The following is a 17743-nucleotide window of genomic DNA, read 5'->3' as shown; positions in this document are numbered from 1 at the left end:
AGCTACATCGATCTTGTTTGCTTGATGAAGAAATTTGCAAAGCACGTCCCGAGATTGCGAAGCGAAATTCACATAATCAAGTAAAATGCGGATCGATCAAGTGGCGTTAAGCGATCTCTTTTGTCGGCTTCAAAGAGCGCCCCGCCCGATTGGATCGGGCGGGGCGCAGGTGTTGCGAGGCTTACTCGCCGGTCTTGCGCGGCCGCGACCAGAGCAGCGTGTAACCTTCGCCGTCCTCATCGTCGAACAGGCTGGCGTAGATCGGCGCGTTGAACGAGGGGTCATCGAGCTTGATCGAGAGGTAGTCGCGACCTTCCTCGGAGCGCTTGGACCATGCCGCCCCGATTTCTGCCCGGCCCACATAGACGCGGTGGCTGGGAGCGTTCTCGTTCGAGCGGTTGGCCTCGGCGACGATGCGGACGCCCCTGGCCTGCAGGCTCAACGTGACGATCTCGCCCTGGAAGTCGGAGCCGACTTTCTTGAAAGAACCGATGCTAGAGCGGTTTCCACTTTATGTGAATCGGAAGGGTACAGGGGATTCCCTCGGTCGCGCAAATCAGATTCGATTGCTCTGGCTTTAACGACGGGGCGAGCGATGGCGAAGGGATATTCGAAAGACCTGAGAGTGCGTGCGGTGGCACTTGTCGAAGACGGCGAGAGCAGACGGGAAGCCGCGCGCGTGCTCGGTCTCAGCGCCTCGACCGCGATCCGCTGGATCGAGCGCTGGACGAGGACGGGCAGTGTGGCGGCATTGCCCGGCACGGGCCAGAGCCGCTCTCCGCTCGAGGCGCATCGCCAGTGGCTGCTCAATCTCATCGCCGCGGAGCCGGACTTGACACTCGAAGAGATTCGCGCGCGGCTCAAGTCCGAGAAGCGGCTGAAAGTCGGGACGACATCGGTCTGGCGCTTCTACGAACGCCACGACATCACGTTCAAAAAAAACTCTGCACGCCGCTGAACAGGATCGCTCCGATGTCGCTGCCGCGCGCGCCGAGCTGAAGGCCGAGCAATCCAAGCTTGAAGCGCCGCGCCTCGTGTTCATCGACGAGACGGCGGTCACGACGAAGATGGTACGGCATTACGGCCGCTCACCGCGTGGCGAGCGTCTCGTTGCGAGCGTGCCGCACGGCCACTGGAAGACGCTGACACTCGTTGCCGCGCTGCGCATCGATGGCTTGACGGCGCCGTATGTCTTCGACGGGGCGATGGACGGGCCGTCATTCCTCGCTTATGTCGAGCAGATCCTCGCGCCGACGCTGCGCAAAAGAGACATCGTCTTCATGGACAATCTGCGTACCCACAAGATCGACGGCGTTCGCCAGGCGATCGAAGCGGTCGGCGCCAAGGTGCGCTATTTGCCGGCCTACTCGCCCGATCTCAACCCGATCGAAATGGCATTCTCGAAGCTGAAGACCGCGCTGCGCAAGGGCGCGGCACGCACCGTCAAGGCGCTCATGAAACTGATCGGCAAGCTCATGAAGACATTTGCGCCCGACCAGTGCGACAACTACTTTCGACATGCAGGATACGGGGCCTGATCCACATCAAGCGGAAAATGCTCTAGCCATGTCACTTCTCCTTGGTTTGTTTCGAGCCCCGCGACCACCGCGGCCTCGATGGCGATCTGAGGGCCGAAGACGATCGGCGACGCACCCGCGTCTTCCCGCGGGCCGGAGCGTTAAGCGGAGGATGCCGGCGGAGAGACTTTCTTGCCTCGCGAGGAATGGGCGTAGCCCAGGGGAAGAAAGTCTCCCCGGCGGCATTGCGTCTCAGACGATCGAGGCGCAGACGGTCTTCGGTCAGATCAAGCCAACGAGGCGAGGTGCGTCCGAGCGCTGAACACAGGCTTAAGCGGGAAAAGACGTGGCAGACCTCGCTTTGCAACACAAGAAGGCGGCAGGTTACGGCGCAGAGAAAGAAAGAGTGTGCGGGAAAAGGCGACACGGCATTGCCGTTGGGCAGCGGTTGCGACCGAGCATCTACCGTCGACCGCTCACGGGGGCCGACTGGAGCCGTCGGTCTGATCTAGGCTGCGAAGTAACGGGAATCAGCCATTGAGCGACGATCTCTGTCTTGAAGAGAGAGCCATCAGGGCAGTACGGCGATTATCGCGACGCTCTTGCCACTGTGGCAAGTTCGGAAACTGCGCAAGCGGCCGCACATCGAGCGCTCATGAGCTTGCTACCAGATTTCGACCGAGCAATCCTGGAGGATCGACCTCCATCAATCGGGCCGAATCTATTTGATGTGGGTGCGAGAGCGGTCACCCAATGAGACGAGGCGCGGCGGGCCTTCAACGGGGCGGCTGAGGGGGCTCGCCAGGCCCCCGCTGCTCTTGAGGAGCAGATTCCAGATGTACCTGCGAAAGCTGCGCACGGTCGCGATTTAGAATGATGGTTGACCGACCACAGCTTAAAGGAATGGATTATCCATTTGCCGCTGCGATCACTGCCTCAACTCATCACGAACCGGTGCGCACCCCGGCAGCGGCTACGAAAGGGCGGCTCTGAACCCCCAGGTCTTCGATCGAACATCCTCGTGAACGGGGACGCCGCGCGGCGAACGAACTGGAGCGCGATGGCACCACCGACACTCCGCCGTACGCACGTCGAGTACCTGCCGAAGGCTACACCAGTCCCTCTTCGTTCAGCCCGGGCAGCGATGCGCCGGGAACTGATGGCCTGCTTGCGATCAGGACGCGGCGTCTGCCGGGCAGAAGACTCAAAACCACGGGATCTTCCTTGGAATTGGAAGGCACGATGGTTCCGATTTCTTTGTGTATCCGCGAGAATGCTTTTCGTCAGCTAATGGTCAGCCAGGCGGTCTATCTCGACAGGCTTCGCATTATCGCCTGGATCGGAGGTGGATATGACGGGCATTGGCCGGCTGCGGCCTTTCAAGTCGCAGGTTGAGGCTGCTCGAGCAGACAGCACGTCGGGATCGAGCAGTTCGCGCTCGGAATCAGGACTTGCCGTTCGGGAAGGTAGCCAATCGTTCGATTCCGTCTTGGACCGGATGCGCTCTGGGCCGCAAGACAGAACGGCGCCGGTCCTCAGCCAGCCGCGAACTTCGGGTACGGAGGTCCCCATTTCGGCGACAGGCGACGAGATCGAGGCAGCAAAACCACAAATGGACGGCCTGCTTGAGGAACTTGATGGTTGCCGTAGTGCGGTCACGCAAATATTGCGGAACTCGTCGGAGGCCCAAGAGCTGATCGACCAGCTCGTCAAGGCAGGCGCAAACGTTCTGGACTACCGCGCGAGCCTGCCCCCGCATGTGGCGCGTAGGGTTCTGTCCGATGATCGGGCTCGCCGCCTCCGCGACGAGGTGCTGCATGCGGCGGACCAATGCAACACACTGGCCACCCAAACAATCTACACCTTGGAGCAGAGCAGGAAGAGTGCGGCCACCGTGCTCGACCGGATGCGCCAGTCCAACGCTCCCTCCGACCAGCTGAGCCGAGCGGTTTCCAGTGTGGCGGACCGCTATGCGGCCTGCATGAAGTGGTGGGGAAAGAAGGCATTGCGCTCGGAACAGATGCAGTCCGTTTGCGCAGCCACTGCCAACTTACCAGGTACAACAGCCAAGATGCGGCAGGCCGAAGAGGCGGCACTGCGGCTGCACACCGGCTGGGCACTAAATACAAAGTGCATGCATCTGCAATCGCGGATCGCTCTCGCGCAGGTCATGATTGAGCCGCAGGCGAGCACGTTCGAACCAGCCTTGAGGGAAATCCTTATGGGTGAGAACGGGCGGATACGTCTGCTGGGTACCTTCATCGAGGATGTTTTTCCCGCATTCGTCTCGACGGCCGATGCCGTTCTAAACTGCAAAGGACGCGTACTCGATGCAGAGCACTGCGCCGTTCTGGAGGGAGTCATGGAGCGGCTTTCGGAATTTGCGTCCGCGTTACACGACATCGGTGCCAAGCTAAGCGGTGTTGGAACAGGTGCCGATCTCCCATTGGAACTCTTGGGTAAGATCGTGGAAGGCGCCTGGGTCACCGCGCACGAGGCAATGCGCTTCCTGGCATTGCAGCCGAACACGGTGGCCATCATTGCACCGCCGGCCGACGCTCGGGCTGCCCTACCGACCAACACTAAAGGCCATGTTGTCGTGGCGGAAGGCACGACAGCGCGCAGGAAGGAGAAAGGCAAGCGCACGCCGGCCGCGGGCGCCGGGAGTTCGGCGGCCGGGCGGACGCAGCCGCAGGTCGCTGCGTCCAAGACGGCGCCAGCAGCCAAGGTTCTCGTGCTCTCGGATCTGGGAACGAAGAAGCTCGTGAGCGCGGAGGAGGCGCATGCGAGGGCATCATCGTCGACGACGTCGCACTTGGCAATCTGGCAGGCCCCGCCCTCGATGGAGGCACTGACGCCACTCCTCAAGCGTTTGGACGAACTTTTGCAATTCGATCTGGCTGGTCAGCAAAGAACCGCCTCGCAAGTGCGCCACATGAAACCCGAGGACGCCGACCACGTCGTGGACACCGTGGTCAAGCGCCTGCAGACCCAGGCCACTGAGATTCAGGCCTGTGTGGCCGCGTTGGAGGAGCCTCGCCGTCGCGGTCTCCTCACGCCTGTGCAGTTGCGCGAAGTGCACGACAAAATAGTTCGGCTCAAGACGACGGGGTCCGAGGCGCAGGGGCTGGCCAAGGCTTTGAACGAGAGAAAGGCCACGACGAGGATTGATTGCATGAAGACCTACGCCTTTCCGTCCCAAAAGTACCTTGAACACTTGCGGTCCGTCGAGGAGTTGGCGCCTGCGGATCTACCGCGCGCGCTAAAGGGCGAGCCAGGAGTGTTGTTTGAGATCATGCTGCAACCCAAGGCGCTGCGCAATGGTGCAATGCCGAGTCCGATGTGGGTGCACATCCATACGAAGCGGCCGGGACATGCGCGGCAGTTGGCGATGCTTGATGACGCTGACTTCGCCGCTTGCCACGTCAAGTCCAATGAACAGCGCGGCTACAATCGGCAGTGGCAAAATGCCCAGGCAGCGACGGGGCATGAGAACGTCGTGGTCCACCGCGGCAAGCTCACGCCTGTGTTCTGTAGATCCTTGTTGACCACGGCCCTTACCGACCACCCAGGCTATCCGTTTGCTGAGGCGGAGCGCTGGTCGACGCAGGCCGCTCGACACTTGTAGTTGGTGCGTCCCACGGTAGAGCGCCTCGTGGTGACACCATCAGTGTGAGACCTCCGACTCCGGAGCCAGGGACCCGTGATCAGGTCGTGGGCCTTCAGCAGCCGGTCGACTAAAAGATTCCGAGACGCAGTCCAGTCGCTCACCGCCGAACGCGCGGCCAATTCTCGCGGGGATAGCTCCGAAAAGCAGTTCCAAAGTCATGTAGCAGAAGCCAAGCGGCTGATGACCGCCAGGATTGGGCCGATCACAGCTCCTCACAGCTCCGGCACTTATTGCACCGGCGCCGACAGCTCAAGCCTTGGAAGGCTGCAACTTTTGCAGCGTGGCGGACTCCACACCCGCTGCTGCGCACCACGGGTGGAAAGCAGAAGCTCGGCAAGACGTCTTTCCTGGATGAGCGGACCCTGCGCAGACTGCTGACCATCGCAGCGAGCGGGGCGGTGCGTTGGGCAAACGCTCGCCAAATGTGTGGCTCATGCGCATGCTGAATCGGGGACCGCCCATTCTCCTCATCGCTACCATCGTCAACAAATCTCCACGCAAGCGCATTGATGGAGAGACTGAATTTATTGAGCTCTAGCTACCGCAGATAATTCTGCCGCGAGGCCCTGAAGTGTGATAAGGTCAAACAGAGTATGGCGGTCTTGCGACGCCACGTCCTAGACCACGCTTGCGTCAGAGGCATGACGCCGGATCTGCGTTCGATCTGGCGTATCAACGGTTAGGCTACTGCAAGCCGCGCGCGAGACACAGGTGCAGAGCTTGCTGTTTATCGCCCGCTCCTCACTGCTGAAGAAGACGTCACGATGATCGACTTGGGCAGACGGCTCCAAGATCGGCAGGACGCAGAGGCCGCATTCTCCGCGCCGGCAACCGAAAATCATCTCGACGCCAGCATCTTCAAGCGCCTCTAGCATGGAGCGATTGGCAGGGACGTCGATTTCTAGACCCAACCTGGGAATCCTGACCTTGAACGGCGCATCCGCAATGTTGCCGGCATTGCCAAACGTCTCATAGCGGAGTTGCGGCGCGGGCCTGCCCGCTTCGCGCCACAAGCGCTTTGCCGCCTCCAACATCCCGAATGGGCCACACACATAGAGCTCGCCGCGCGGATCCAATTTGGCGATCTCGCCGGCGATATCGATGCGCTGTCCCTCTTCACTGACAAAGATCTGGAGCCGTTCGCCGATGTAGCGGGCAAGTTCTTCCGCGAATGCCAGGTCGAGACGGCTGCGCGCTGAATAAAGCAGGCGAAACTTCGCGCCCGTTTGCTTCAGCGCCAGCGCCATTGTGTAGATCGGCGTAATGCCGATGCCGCCGGCCAGCAGCAAATATTCCGGGCGGTCGTAGCTCAATTCGAAGCTGTTCCTCGGCTCGGAGATCGTGAGCCGTTCGCCTGTCTTGAGGTGCCACATGCCGACAGACCCGCCCCGGCTGGAAGCGAGCCGTTTGACGGCGATGCGATAGAGCCCGTCCCCGCAAGGCCCTACCAGCGAATAGCTACGCAGCTGCGACCGCCCGTCGATCGGTACGACGACGTTGATGTGACTGCCAGGTGTTACCCTGATCAACGGCCAATCCGGCTCGATCTCGAAAAGACGGACGTCTGGCGTGAGATCGCGCGTGGCGCGAAGACGTGCACTCATCCGTTCCATCGGCTTGGCCATGACTTTTCGCCTATTCAGCTGCAACGTCTTCGATCACGCCGTCCTGTTCGCCGGCCATCATCCGGTCGATCAGCCGCCGTGCCCAGAGCGCGCCCGCATCGATGTTGAGATCGTAAAAAGGCGAACGCGGGTTCTTGTCGATGGCGGCCTGCTGCGCCTCCAAGATTCTGTGATCCTGATCATAGACGCCTGCGCCGCCATTGACGTGGGCGAGCTGGAGCTCTCTCGTTAGTTCCACATCATCCTTCCGATAATCTCGGACGAAGTTCCAGAAATAGTGGCAGGTCGTCTCGGTCTCGGGCGTGATCGCCGCCAAGAACGCGCCGCTGACGCCGTGCGAGCGATCGCCTAGCGGCGCGCCCGTATTTGTAAGTGCGACGCCGACGTCGCCGACCACGACCGACGGTGCCTGAAACGTCACGATCTGCCAGCGATCGACGCGGCCCGGCCGTGCGAGCTGGCGCCCCCAGAACGGGGGCGGCTCGATGTCGATCATCCAGCGCGTCATCGTCGCCGTGTTGTCCGTGTGGGTCACATCGAAGGGCGCAGCCGTGATCGCCTCGTCACCGATGCTGCCGGCGTGCACATAGGTCTCGTGCGTAAGGTCCATGAGGTTGTCGACCACCAGGCGATAGTCGCATTTCAACTGATAGAACGTGCCACCCTCGCCAGCCCATTGTGTGTCACCGTTCCAGTGAAAATCCGGAATTTTGTCGGGGTCCGCAAGCGCGGGATCGCCGGGCCAGAGCCAGACCAGGCGATGTCGCTCAGCGACCGGATAGGCACGCACGCAGGCTGACGGATTGATCGTCTTCTGTGCAGGCATGTAGGAACAGCGGCCGGCCGAATTGAAGACCAGCCCGTGATAGCCGCACATGACGTCATCGCCCTTGAGACGTCCGAGCGACAACGGCAGCAGTCGGTGCCAGCAGGCATCCTCCAACGCTGTCACGGCGCCATCCGTGCGGCGGTAGAGCACGACGTTCTTGCCGCAGATGGTGCGGGCGGAAAGCTCGCGGACGATCTCGTGACACCATGCAGCCGCGTACCAGGCATTGAGCGGAAAGGGTTTGGGTGCGTTCATCGGGCAGCTATCTCCATGGTTCGGTCGATGGTCGCGGGCTTGCCGTCTTAACTCCCACTTTCGAGCAGATTGCGTTGGCAATAGTTATCGGACAATCGGACAGAGTTGATATCCCTTATCTATTCTTCCGATATCGCATCGTTTTCCGCCGGGAGAGTCTTGAGGAGATGGCAAAGAATTGGGATCCATTCGCGATTGATTTTGCCGCGATCCGTACCTTGCGCCTGGTGTCGGAACTGGGTTCGTTTTCGAGGGCCGCCGAAGCACTCGGCACCAATCAATCGACGATCAGCTACACCATGGATCGGCTGCGCGCGGCGTTCCACGACAAGCTGTTCGTGCGCCAGCGCGGCGGCATCGCACCAACGCCCCGCTGCGTCGAGATCGTCGAATGTGCCAGCCGCCTGCTCGAAGGTTTTGAAGGCTTAATGCAGCCGACGGATTTCGATCCCGCAAGCGCGTCCGGGCGGTTGACAATCGCCTGCAACTATTACGAACGCTCGATCATTCTGCCGCGCACCATCGCCGAGATCAGGCGTCGGGCGCCGCGCCTGGTGCTGGAGATCAAGACGGCGCGCGCCAAAGGTATCGCGTGTCTCAAACGCGGCGAGGCCGATCTTCTCCTCGGCCCCTACGACGTGCATGAGGATAGCCTCTATCATCGCCATCTGCTGGATGACCACTATATGTGCGTCATGCACCGCAGCCATCTTCTCGCCGGCAGGAGGCTGCGTGTCGACGACTATGTCAAGGCGAGCCACGCCGTCGTCACCTATGGCGGCACCTGGCGATCAGGTTATCTCAGAGGATTGGATGAACGCGGCCTGTCGCTCAACCAGGTGGTCACGGTGCCGAGCATTTCCGATCTCACCCACATTCTCCCCAGCACGGATCTGATTTCGACGGTGCCAAGCCGGATCGCTTCGAATATCGCTAAATCCGTCGTGGCCACGTCGTGTCCTTTCCCCGAGCCGTTTCAGATCGGGATGACCTGGACGTCGCGGACGCATCATTCCGCCGCCCACCGGTGGCTGAGGCAACTCATGGCTCGAATTGCCGGCGCTCTGCCGTACAGGGCCGCTCTTGCCGCGCCGTCCGGGCGCAACCGCGGCAGCGCCGATGCGAGAACTTGAATTGCCCGCCCGCCCGCGCGTCGGTCTCTCCGCTGCTTTCGAATTTTCGTTCCCCCCTCCTCTGTCCTCACGAAGCCGCCGACGTGCCGACGGTTCTTACACGGCGAACGTTCCAGGCAGCTCGATCGGCCTCGGTGGGTTCCAATCGGACGAGTTCTGGTCGCTACACCGCGTGGATCGGAACGAGACAAACCGATATTCCCGGTGCCTTGCTGCCCGCTTCAAAGAGCGCCGTTTCCGGGCGGATCGATCGGGCGCACTACACTTACTTCTCGGTCTTGCCCGGCCACACGAAACGCACGTTTGGCTTTCGCCGACCTCGTCATCGAACAGGTTCAAACAATCAAGAGAGCAGGTTATACGAGTCTACCAAGTATGATGTTTTTGGGAGATTTGACGTGAGGCTTTCCTGCGCTTGAGCACGAGATGTTTTCGACACTGTCGCTTCGCAACGGCCCATTTGATGGGCTACGGCTTTGTGGCTGCAGGTCGATGAAGGTACGGATATAGACCTCTAGCCGCCCGACCGTGAAGTGTGAAGACCTCGTTGGATTTGCTTTGTGGTGCGTTCAGCCAGCCCAGGCGCGATGATTGATCCATGACGCAGACGTCGGCGGAGATTCGGTATGATGCCGTGGCTGTTGAGCGAGCTACGCTACGATCTTAGGTATCTTGGTGCTTTCGCGACAGATCGTGGCGCGCAACATTGAACTTTGAAGTCATCTTCGTCGAGGTGCGGCAGCATGCTTATCGCGCCAGAGGTTGATGGCACAAAGCATCCCGCCGAGATGGCGGGACGTGGCTCGATCAGACGAAGGTAAAGTCTGACGCGGTCAGGTGCAGATGGGCCAGATCGGCCACACCTTGAAAGCTGCCCAGATGGGCGAATTCGTCCACGTGGTTCGCGGAGGTGACAAAGGCCAAATTCGCGGTTTGGGTCTGGTAATCGTGGTAGACGATGATGTCGCCGGCGTTCTCGCCGGAGATCGCACTCGCCGCCTGAGTACCGGAGGCGAAAGACCGATCAGTGATTACTACCACGTGTTCGCCATTGGCACCGGAGGCCGCTCCGCTGTAAAAGGTGTCAACCGGATAGCCCGGCTGTTCACTGGCGTGGTTGACGAAGTTCGCCCTGGAACCGTCGTTATAGAGACCCACGGCATCAAAGGCGAGAGTGTCCTGCGCCGGATCGAAATCGCTGATGCTGGTATTGTCCGGATCCGGCCCGTACTTCGGGTCGAGCCCGGGGATCGGGTCGTGGAACTGGAAGACAAAGGTGTCGTGGCCGGAGCCACCGCTCAGAATATCCCTGCCGTCACCGGCAAAGAGCACATCATCGCCGGGGCCACCGTAGAGCTTGTCATTGTCTACAGCGATGATGCGCGGTTGGTCGCGGTTATTGCCGCCGTAGTCGCCGCCGTAGAGATAGTCGTTGCCCTCTTCGCCGAAGACCTGGTCATTACCGGCACCACCGAAGACGCGGTCATTGCCCTCGCCGGCCGAGATACAGTCGTTGCCAGCCCCCCCGTCGATCCAGTCATTGCCCCGGGGATCCATCATCAGATCGTCGCCGCTGCTGCCGAAGAGGCTATCGTCACCCGAGCCACCCTGGATAAACCTTTCCATCGCAAATGCTCCTTAGGATTCCCCCCCGCGTCGCTGCCCGATGCCTTCGTATTCCTCGTTAGGACGGCTAAAGAAATCGATTGTTTTGATGGATATCATTTACATTGCGAATGCATTCATATGCGCGTCACGGGCTTAGACTTGCACGTATTCTCCGTCATCTAGGGTCTGTCACCATTCATCAATGAGAGTTGAATGCTCGTGATTGCAACTGCAACCACAGGCGCGCGCGAGGGCGAAACCTGCCCCATCGTGCTGACGGTGACGCTCTCGGATGGTAACTTTCCGCATTCCTTGATGCGTCAATCGAAATCTCGCGCGATAAAGCTCGCAGAATTTGTGAGGCGAGAACTAATGTCGTTTCCTTGGGTCGCTAAGAACCGGAACCCAAGTCCGACAGCGGAGCGGCGACCTGATGCCTAACGCCTGAATGGCCATACATCGCAGTCGCCGTTGGATTTTTCCGGTTCTTGAGAGACTAGACTTGCCTCTCGCTTCGCTGATCGTTTTCGGCCGCGTCTTTCGTGGTCCGCTTGCCCCGTTCGCCTTCGGGCGCAAGACGTAGTACCGGCCAACCGATGCTAGAGCGGTTTCCACTTTATGTGAATCGGAAGGGTACAGGGGATTGAACGAAGCCGCTGCCGCGGCGCGAGGGGCAAGGTGGCGTAGATCGCCCCCTGGCTGAGAGGATGTGGGTGTTGGAGCCCACCCCCTCAGACAGGAGTATTGAGATGGCCGATTTGAGCCCTCTTCGCCGCCGCATGATCGAAGACATGACCGTCCGCAATCTGTCGCCGGCGACGCAACGATCCTACATCAGCGCGGTTTCGAAGTTCAGCCGCTATTTCGGCAAATCTCCGGATCGGTTGGAGCTGGAAGATGTCCGCGCCTTCCAGGTGCATCTGGTCTCGACCGGCATCTCATGGCCGGCGCTGAACCAGATCGTCTGTGCGCTACGGTTTTTCTACGGCGTCACACTTGGCGAGGCGCTCATCCCGGAGCGCATTCCCTATGCGCGAGAACCGCGCAAGCTGCCGGTCGTGCTCAGCGCCGACGAAGTGGTTCAGTTCCTCGAGGCCGTGTCCAGCCTGAAGAGCCGCGCCGCGCTCACCACGGCCTATGCGGCCGGACTCAGGGCCTCCGAAGTCGCGGGACTGCGGATCGAAGACATCGACAGCGCCCGCGGCGTCATCCAGGTGCGCCACGGCAAGGGCGCGAAGGATCGCAACGTGATGCTGTCGCCCCAGCTGCTGGGCATCCTGCGCACCTACTGGCGGCTTGCCCGGCCGCGGCTTTATCTGTTCCCGGGTCGTGACCAAGATCATCCGATCGATCAGACCGTGTTGCACGCCGCCTGTCGGTCGGCGGTGAAGGCTGCGGGCCTGACCAAGCGCGTCACGCTCCACACGCTGCGCCACAGCTTCGCGACGCATCTTCTCGAGAACGGAACCGATATCCGGATCATCCAGGTCTTGCTCGGGCACAATAATTTGTCGTCGACAGCGCGCTACACGCAGGTCGCCACCGATACGATCCGGGCAACGCAGAGCCCGCTCGATCGCCTGTCGCTGGAGGTGACGCCACCTAGATGATCCGCGGCGGGATGCGGGTGATGATCCGCCCCGACAGCCGCTGCAACAGGCCCGCCATCGAGATTGCCGATATTCTGCGCCAGCATGGCGACACCTATCGCCGTGTACATGCCGGTCATCTCGGTCGGGTCGAGCGGCGCGTGATGAGCGCGATCGTGGCGTGCCGGACCGAGGCGCTCGGCGGCCACATGGAGGCTTGCGACGACTGCGGCACGACACGCGTCGCCTATAATTCTTGCCGCAACCGGCACTGTCCGAAGTGTCAGGGGCCGGCCCGAGCCGCGTGGCTCGCCGCGCGAGAAGCCGACCTGCTGCCGGTTCCCTATTTCCACGTCGTCTTCACACTGCCGGCTCCGATCGCCGCGATCGCCTTTCAGAACAAGGCCATCGTTTATGCGATCCTGTTCAAAGCCGCCGCCGAGGCGATGTCGACGCTCGCCGCCAATCCACGCCGGCTCGGTGCCGAGATCGGCGTCGTCGCCGTCCTCCACACCTGGGGGCAGGCGCTGACGCACCATCCCCACGTCCACTGCGTCGTGCCGGGCGGCGGCCTCTCGCCCGATGGCGCGCGCTGGATCGCCAGCCGACCAAACTTCTTCCTGGCCATCAAACCGCTCGCCCGGCTGTTCAGACGCCTGTTCCTCGAACGTCTGACCGCCGCCTTCGACGCTGGCACCCTGAACTTCTTCAGCGATCTCGCATCCCTGGCCGAGCCTGCCGCCTTCGCAGCTCACCTCGTCGCCATGCGGCGCATCAGCTGGGTCGTCTACGCCAAACGGCCGTTCGGCGGCCCCGCGCAGGTGCTGGCCTATCTCGGCCGCTATACCCATCGCGTTGCAATCGCCAACAGCCGGCTCGTCGCCCTCGACGAGGATCACGTCGCCTTCACCTGGAAGGACTACCGCCAGAACGGCGCGACAAAGATCATGAAGCTCAAGCCCGACGAGTTCATCCGCCGCTTCCTTCTTCACACGCTGCCCGATGGCTTCCATCGCATCCGCCACTTCGGCTTCATGGCCAACGGCCATCGCGCTATCAAACTTGCCCTCTGCCGCAAACTTCTCGAGTCTGAGCGGACAGCGCCAAACGATGGCGAGCCGTCGCCTGTGGATTCGGACGCTCCGACGTGGGCCAAGGTTCCCGCCTGTCCTGATTGTGGTGGCGTCATGCGCATCATCGAGCGCTTTCGACACAGCTTCAATCGTTCCGGCGCTCCAACCCAATCGTTCCGGTGCGACACATCGTGAGCCAATTCATGCCGTGCACGACGATCATCATTCGTCATTATGATCCCATCGTCTCGATCATCGCAGACGCTGCCGAATCCGTGCGGCCAAACAGCGCGATGAAGATTATTCGACGCAGCGGGCCCTCGACCACGACCGCCTGTAAAATGCTCTCTGTCTCAAGTTGCCGCCATTGCGCAACCAAAACGTCGCCGCGTCAGCTCCGCAGTCTGCCGATAGCAACCCGCGATCTCAAACTATCCCCATAGCCGCACCACCGTGCATGATCTCCCGCGCCTTCGTTCAATCCGGCTTCAATGAGGTCGCGTTATAAGCGCTTGCCGCGCCCTCGCGTGAGCGCGACCTCACAGAACCCTCCAGATTCCCTCGGTCGCGCAAATCAGATTCGATTGCTCTGGCTTTAACGACGGGGCGAGCGATGGCGAAGGGATATTCGAAAGACCTGAGAGTGCGTGCGGTGGCACTTGTCGAAGACGGCGAGAGCAGACGGGAAGCCGCGCGCGTGCTCGGTCTCAGCGCCTCGACCGCGATCCGCTGGATCGAGCGCTGGACGAGGACGGGCAGTGTGGCGGCATTGCCCGGCACGGGCCAGAGCCGCTCTCCGCTCGAGGCGCATCGCCAGTGGCTGCTCAATCTCATCGCCGCGGAGCCGGACTTGACACTCGAAGAGATTCGCGCGCGGCTCAAGTCCGAGAAGCGGCTGAAAGTCGGGACGACATCGGTCTGGCGCTTCTACGAACGCCACGACATCACGTTCAAAAAAAACTCTGCACGCCGCTGAACAGGATCGCTCCGATGTCGCTGCCGCGCGCGCCGAGCTGAAGGCCGAGCAATCCAAGCTTGAAGCGCCGCGCCTCGTGTTCATCGACGAGACGGCGGTCACGACGAAGATGGTACGGCATTACGGCCGCTCACCGCGTGGCGAGCGTCTCGTTGCGAGCGTGCCGCACGGCCACTGGAAGACGCTGACACTCGTTGCCGCGCTGCGCATCGATGGCTTGACGGCGCCGTATGTCTTCGACGGGGCGATGGACGGGCCGTCATTCCTCGCTTATGTCGAGCAGATCCTCGCGCCGACGCTGCGCAAAAGAGACATCGTCTTCATGGACAATCTGCGTACCCACAAGATCGACGGCGTTCGCCAGGCGATCGAAGCGGTCGGCGCCAAGGTGCGCTATTTGCCGGCCTACTCGCCCGATCTCAACCCGATCGAAATGGCATTCTCGAAGCTGAAGACCGCGCTGCGCAAGGGCGCGGCACGCACCGTCAAGGCGCTCATGAAACTGATCGGCAAGCTCATGAAGACATTTGCGCCCGACCAGTGCGACAACTACTTTCGACATGCAGGATACGGGGCCTGATCCACATCAAGCGGAAAATGCTCTAGCCGATGCCGGTCTTATTCTTGGCCATAAGCCCCTCCTCCCACGTGACTTGGGTGCGCTCTAACCAAAAGAGCGCCCCTCCCGATTGGATCGGGCGGGGCGTAGGTGTTGCGAGGCTTACTCGCCGGTCTTGCGCGGCCGCGACCAGAGCAGCGTGTAACCTTCGCCGTCCTCATCGTCGAACAGGCTGGCGTAGATCGGCGCGTTGAACGAGGGGTCATCGAGCTTGATCGAGAGGTAGTCGCGACCTTCCTCGGAGCGCTTGGACCATGCCGCCCCGATTTCTGCCCGGCCCACATAGACGCGGTGGCTGGGAGCGTTCTCGTTCGAGCGGTTGGCCTCGGCGACGATGCGGACGCCCCTGGCCTGCAGGCTCAACGTGACGATCTCGCCCTGGAAGTCGGAGCCGACTTTCTTGAAAGAACCGATGCTAGCCATGTCACTTCTCCTTGGTTTGTTTCGAGCCCCGCGACCACCGCGGCCTCGATGGCGATCTGAGGGCCGAAGACGATCGGCGACGCACCCGCGTCTTCCCGCGGGCCGGAGCGTTAAGCGGAGGATGCCGGCGGAGAGACTTTCTTGCCTCGCGAGGAATGGGCGTAGCCCAGGGGAAGAAAGTCTCCCCGGCGGCATTGCGTCTCAGACGATCGAGGCGCAGACGGTCTTCGGTCAGATCAAGCCAACGAGGCGAGGTGCGTCCGAGCGCTGAACACAGGCTTAAGCGGGAAAAGACGTGGCAGACCTCGCTTTGCAACACAAGAAGGCGGCAGGTTACGGCGCAGAGAAAGAAAGAGTGTGCGGGAAAAGGCGACATTGCCGCCAGGTAAAAAGCCGCAACCAAGTCCCGCCAACTGGCCCGTGACAGGGCCGAATGAGGCCGGCACAGTCCGATTAGACGCTACGAAGTCCGCCCTGTGCCGAAGAGCTCCTGCAATGAGGCCTCGGCACCCACAGAGGTAAAGCACCCCAGATGTAGCGGCCACGGACGATTCCTCAGGCCTCGCCGACGAGTGAGCCGGTTGGCGCAGAATTGGTCAACCTGCCCGGTGCCGCATCTCGCCCGCTCAAGATTGTGATCGACGTCGACGCCTTCCGGGCGATGAAGATTGCGCCGACGCATGCGAAGGCCTCACGCCAGAACGGCGAGGATACGCCGATCTGCGATAAGGCGAGCATGACATGGTATCCAGAAATGCCTGCCGGAATGGCAAATACTCCGCCAATCATGCCGCGCAAGATGGTCGGCCGCGCCATAGAATGGGCGAATTGACCAATGGCGAGCATCGAGGCGGCACTGATGATGACGACAATGAGCGCGCCAGTCATCCCGGCGCCGCGCTCCAATGCCATTGCAGCAGCGCTGACCGCAATAAAGAATGGGAGGGCGTAGACTGCGAGAGCAAAGGTCAGCCAGAACAAGAGGCCGAGCCCAACGAGGTTGAGGGTAAGTCCAAGGGCAAGCACGGTGGTGATTCCCGCTCAAGAGAGTTCGGACTGCGCCTTCCACCACCACCACGGCGCGACTGATTGTATGGAACCAAAACGTGATCAAGTCGCGGCGCAAACTCCGCGTCATATGGAGATGCAGGTTTTGTAGCGATTGAGGTCTCGCTTGCGAGCGGCTCTTGGCAAACTTCCAAACCGGATCGCGTTCTAGCCCGATAGCTTTTGCAGAGTTAGAAACTCCTTTCACCCTCCGCAAGTGCCGCTACCCGCAAGTGCGTCGGGCACCACATCCGCGTTTTGGCGAGCTCCATCGCTGGACAGGAATGAAACCTCTCGTCCGAATGGATCTTCGACCCATCGACCTTAGGCTCCTTCGCAACGGCATCAAAGGTACAATGATTGGCATCGCTGCACAGATCAAGGCCAGGATGGGCTTGTTAGACCGGAGCTGGACTCGACATCCTGCTTCCTTCCGTCACTCAGATCGCGTGATGTGCGAGGCGTGATGGACCTTCATGCGTCAACTCAGTGTGGGTGCCCATCGCCTCGGCCGATGAACTCCAACACCGTCTCGGCCTTGTTGATCTCACGTGAGATACGCTCCAGTACCCTGATCGTAGATGCCTGCGTCGGGATCAGACCCGCCCTTTCATACGCAAGCTCCAAATGATGCATCACCTGTTCGTGGGTTGGGACGGCCCGGCTCTGCAGCGCGCTGATTGTCAATGATGCGAGCATGTGCTCGACCACGCTTCTTTCGGCCTGAATCAATACAGCTTGCCTCCCCGGTCGTTCTCGACTTTTTAAGATCGATTGTCGGCAAAAGTGTGTGCATTCCGAACCATCGGCGCGCCAGTTGGCGCGTACGTTGGGGATTGGCAACGCGCTTGATGCGGAGGATTTCGCCGAAGGCCCCGACATCGGCGGGCGAAGAAGTGCCAGCATCGGAAAACAACTGGCAAAGATCAGGCCAAAGTTTCTGTCCAAGGCATCCGTCTTGGCTCGAAGCGAGCGGCTCGAGGATTCAGTCAAGACAGCGGAAGAACGATCAGAAATCGTGACACGAATCGGAATCTTGGTCGGTTCCGTGCGCATCGCACCGTTCTGCGTACCGGGCTAGCTTGTCGTATTCTTCCGCGACTTTCAGGAGCCTGTCTTTGGGTTTGCCGGGGCTGAGCGAGTCCGCTTTGAGACGCGTTGCGAGCGCGCGACTGCGCCAGAGCTGTGGATCGTAGATTGGTCTGTATGGCATGTCGACGACGATGCATTTCGCAGATCAAGAAAGTACGACGGCCGACCTCCGTATCATTACGTAGGCTGCGATTTGTAAGGACCAGAGCTCACTCACCTGGAAAGCTGGCGGCAACGGACGAACACGCGCTTTTGGGGATCAGTTGACGCTCGTCATCCGCAACATC

General features: G+C 60.9%; 13 protein-coding genes. 6 read left to right on the top strand and 7 right to left on the bottom strand.

What is annotated here, in order from left to right; genetic code table 11:
• Positions 1 to 181: 181 nt before the first annotated feature.
• Positions 182 to 493, bottom strand: a complete 312-nt coding sequence (locus tag NLM32_RS07085; protein ID WP_254135234.1) for a DUF736 family protein — start codon at positions 491 to 493, stop codon at positions 182 to 184.
• A 102-nt stretch (positions 494 to 595) separates the two neighbouring features.
• Here NLM32_RS07085 and NLM32_RS07080 point away from each other — a divergent pair.
• Together NLM32_RS07080 and NLM32_RS07075 are read left to right on the top strand one after the other, a co-directional pair.
• Positions 596 to 1538, top strand: a protein-coding gene (locus NLM32_RS07080) for an IS630 family transposase (RefSeq protein WP_254128247.1) whose coding sequence is annotated in 2 segments (ribosomal slippage) — positions 596 to 934 and positions 936 to 1538 — 942 coding nt in all. Because the reading frame shifts where the segments join, the coding sequence is not laid out codon by codon here.
• A 1330-nt stretch (positions 1539 to 2868) separates the two neighbouring features.
• Complete coding sequence (locus NLM32_RS07075; protein WP_254128504.1) at positions 2869 to 5145, top strand: hypothetical protein; 2277 nt, start codon at positions 2869 to 2871, stop codon at positions 5143 to 5145.
• Between the two features lie 659 nt (positions 5146 to 5804).
• Here NLM32_RS07075 and NLM32_RS07070 read toward each other — a convergent pair.
• Entirely contained in the window at positions 5805 to 6812 is a 1008-nt protein-coding gene (locus NLM32_RS07070; protein ID WP_254128503.1) for a PDR/VanB family oxidoreductase, read from the bottom strand.
• A gap of 10 nt (positions 6813 to 6822) precedes the next feature.
• Positions 6823 to 7896, bottom strand: a complete 1074-nt coding sequence (locus NLM32_RS07065; protein ID WP_254128502.1) for an aromatic ring-hydroxylating dioxygenase subunit alpha — start codon at positions 7894 to 7896, stop codon at positions 6823 to 6825.
• 167 nt (positions 7897 to 8063) lie between these two features.
• Here NLM32_RS07065 and NLM32_RS07060 point away from each other — a divergent pair, with 167 nt between their 5' ends.
• On the top strand, positions 8064 to 9029 hold the full coding sequence (locus NLM32_RS07060; protein WP_254128501.1) for a LysR family transcriptional regulator: 966 nt from the start codon (positions 8064 to 8066) through the stop codon (positions 9027 to 9029).
• Between the two features lie 807 nt (positions 9030 to 9836).
• On the opposite strand, the gene NLM32_RS07055 is transcribed toward NLM32_RS07060, so the two are convergent.
• A complete protein-coding gene (locus NLM32_RS07055) occupies positions 9837 to 10655 on the bottom strand; it encodes a calcium-binding protein (RefSeq protein ID WP_254128500.1) in 819 nt (272 codons plus the stop codon).
• 731 nt (positions 10656 to 11386) lie between these two features.
• Here NLM32_RS07055 and NLM32_RS07050 point away from each other — a divergent pair.
• From NLM32_RS07050 to NLM32_RS07040, 3 genes are all read left to right on the top strand, one after another.
• Positions 11387 to 12247: a tyrosine-type recombinase/integrase gene (locus NLM32_RS07050; RefSeq protein WP_254128499.1), complete on the top strand. Its 861-nt coding sequence runs from the start codon at positions 11387 to 11389 to the stop codon at positions 12245 to 12247.
• A 20-nt stretch (positions 12248 to 12267) separates the two neighbouring features.
• Positions 12268 to 13494 (top strand): IS91 family transposase, encoded by a 1227-nt coding sequence (locus NLM32_RS07045; RefSeq protein WP_254128498.1) that lies wholly within the window; start codon positions 12268 to 12270, stop codon positions 13492 to 13494.
• Positions 13495 to 13912: 418 nt separating this feature from the next.
• Positions 13913 to 14855 (top strand): IS630 family transposase gene (locus tag NLM32_RS07040; protein ID WP_254128247.1). Its coding sequence is split into 2 segments (ribosomal slippage): positions 13913 to 14251 and positions 14253 to 14855, totalling 942 coding nucleotides; the frame shifts between segments, so codons are not numbered across the junction.
• 141 nt (positions 14856 to 14996) lie between these two features.
• Here the strand turns inward: NLM32_RS07040 and NLM32_RS07035 are convergent.
• The 3 genes from NLM32_RS07035 to NLM32_RS07025 all read right to left on the bottom strand — a co-directional run bounded on the left by NLM32_RS07035 (position 14997) and on the right by NLM32_RS07025 (position 17420).
• Positions 14997 to 15317, bottom strand: a complete 321-nt coding sequence (locus NLM32_RS07035; protein WP_254128497.1) for a DUF736 domain-containing protein — start codon at positions 15315 to 15317, stop codon at positions 14997 to 14999.
• A gap of 555 nt (positions 15318 to 15872) precedes the next feature.
• The gene (locus tag NLM32_RS07030; RefSeq protein ID WP_254128496.1) at positions 15873 to 16298 is read right to left on the bottom strand and encodes a hypothetical protein; all 426 of its coding nucleotides are present in this window, start codon (positions 16296 to 16298) and stop codon (positions 15873 to 15875) included.
• Positions 16299 to 16850: 552 nt separating this feature from the next.
• Positions 16851 to 17420 carry a hypothetical protein gene (locus NLM32_RS07025; protein WP_254128495.1) on the bottom strand — a complete coding sequence of 190 codons (570 nt, stop codon included), beginning with the start codon at positions 17418 to 17420 and terminating at the stop codon, positions 16851 to 16853.
• Positions 17421 to 17743: the final 323 nt, after the last annotated feature.

Source organism: Bradyrhizobium sp. CCGUVB14 (assembly GCF_024199935.1).
Taxonomy (GTDB): Bacteria; Pseudomonadota; Alphaproteobacteria; order Rhizobiales; family Xanthobacteraceae; genus Bradyrhizobium.
This window is presented reverse-complemented; position numbering and strand designations above follow the sequence as displayed.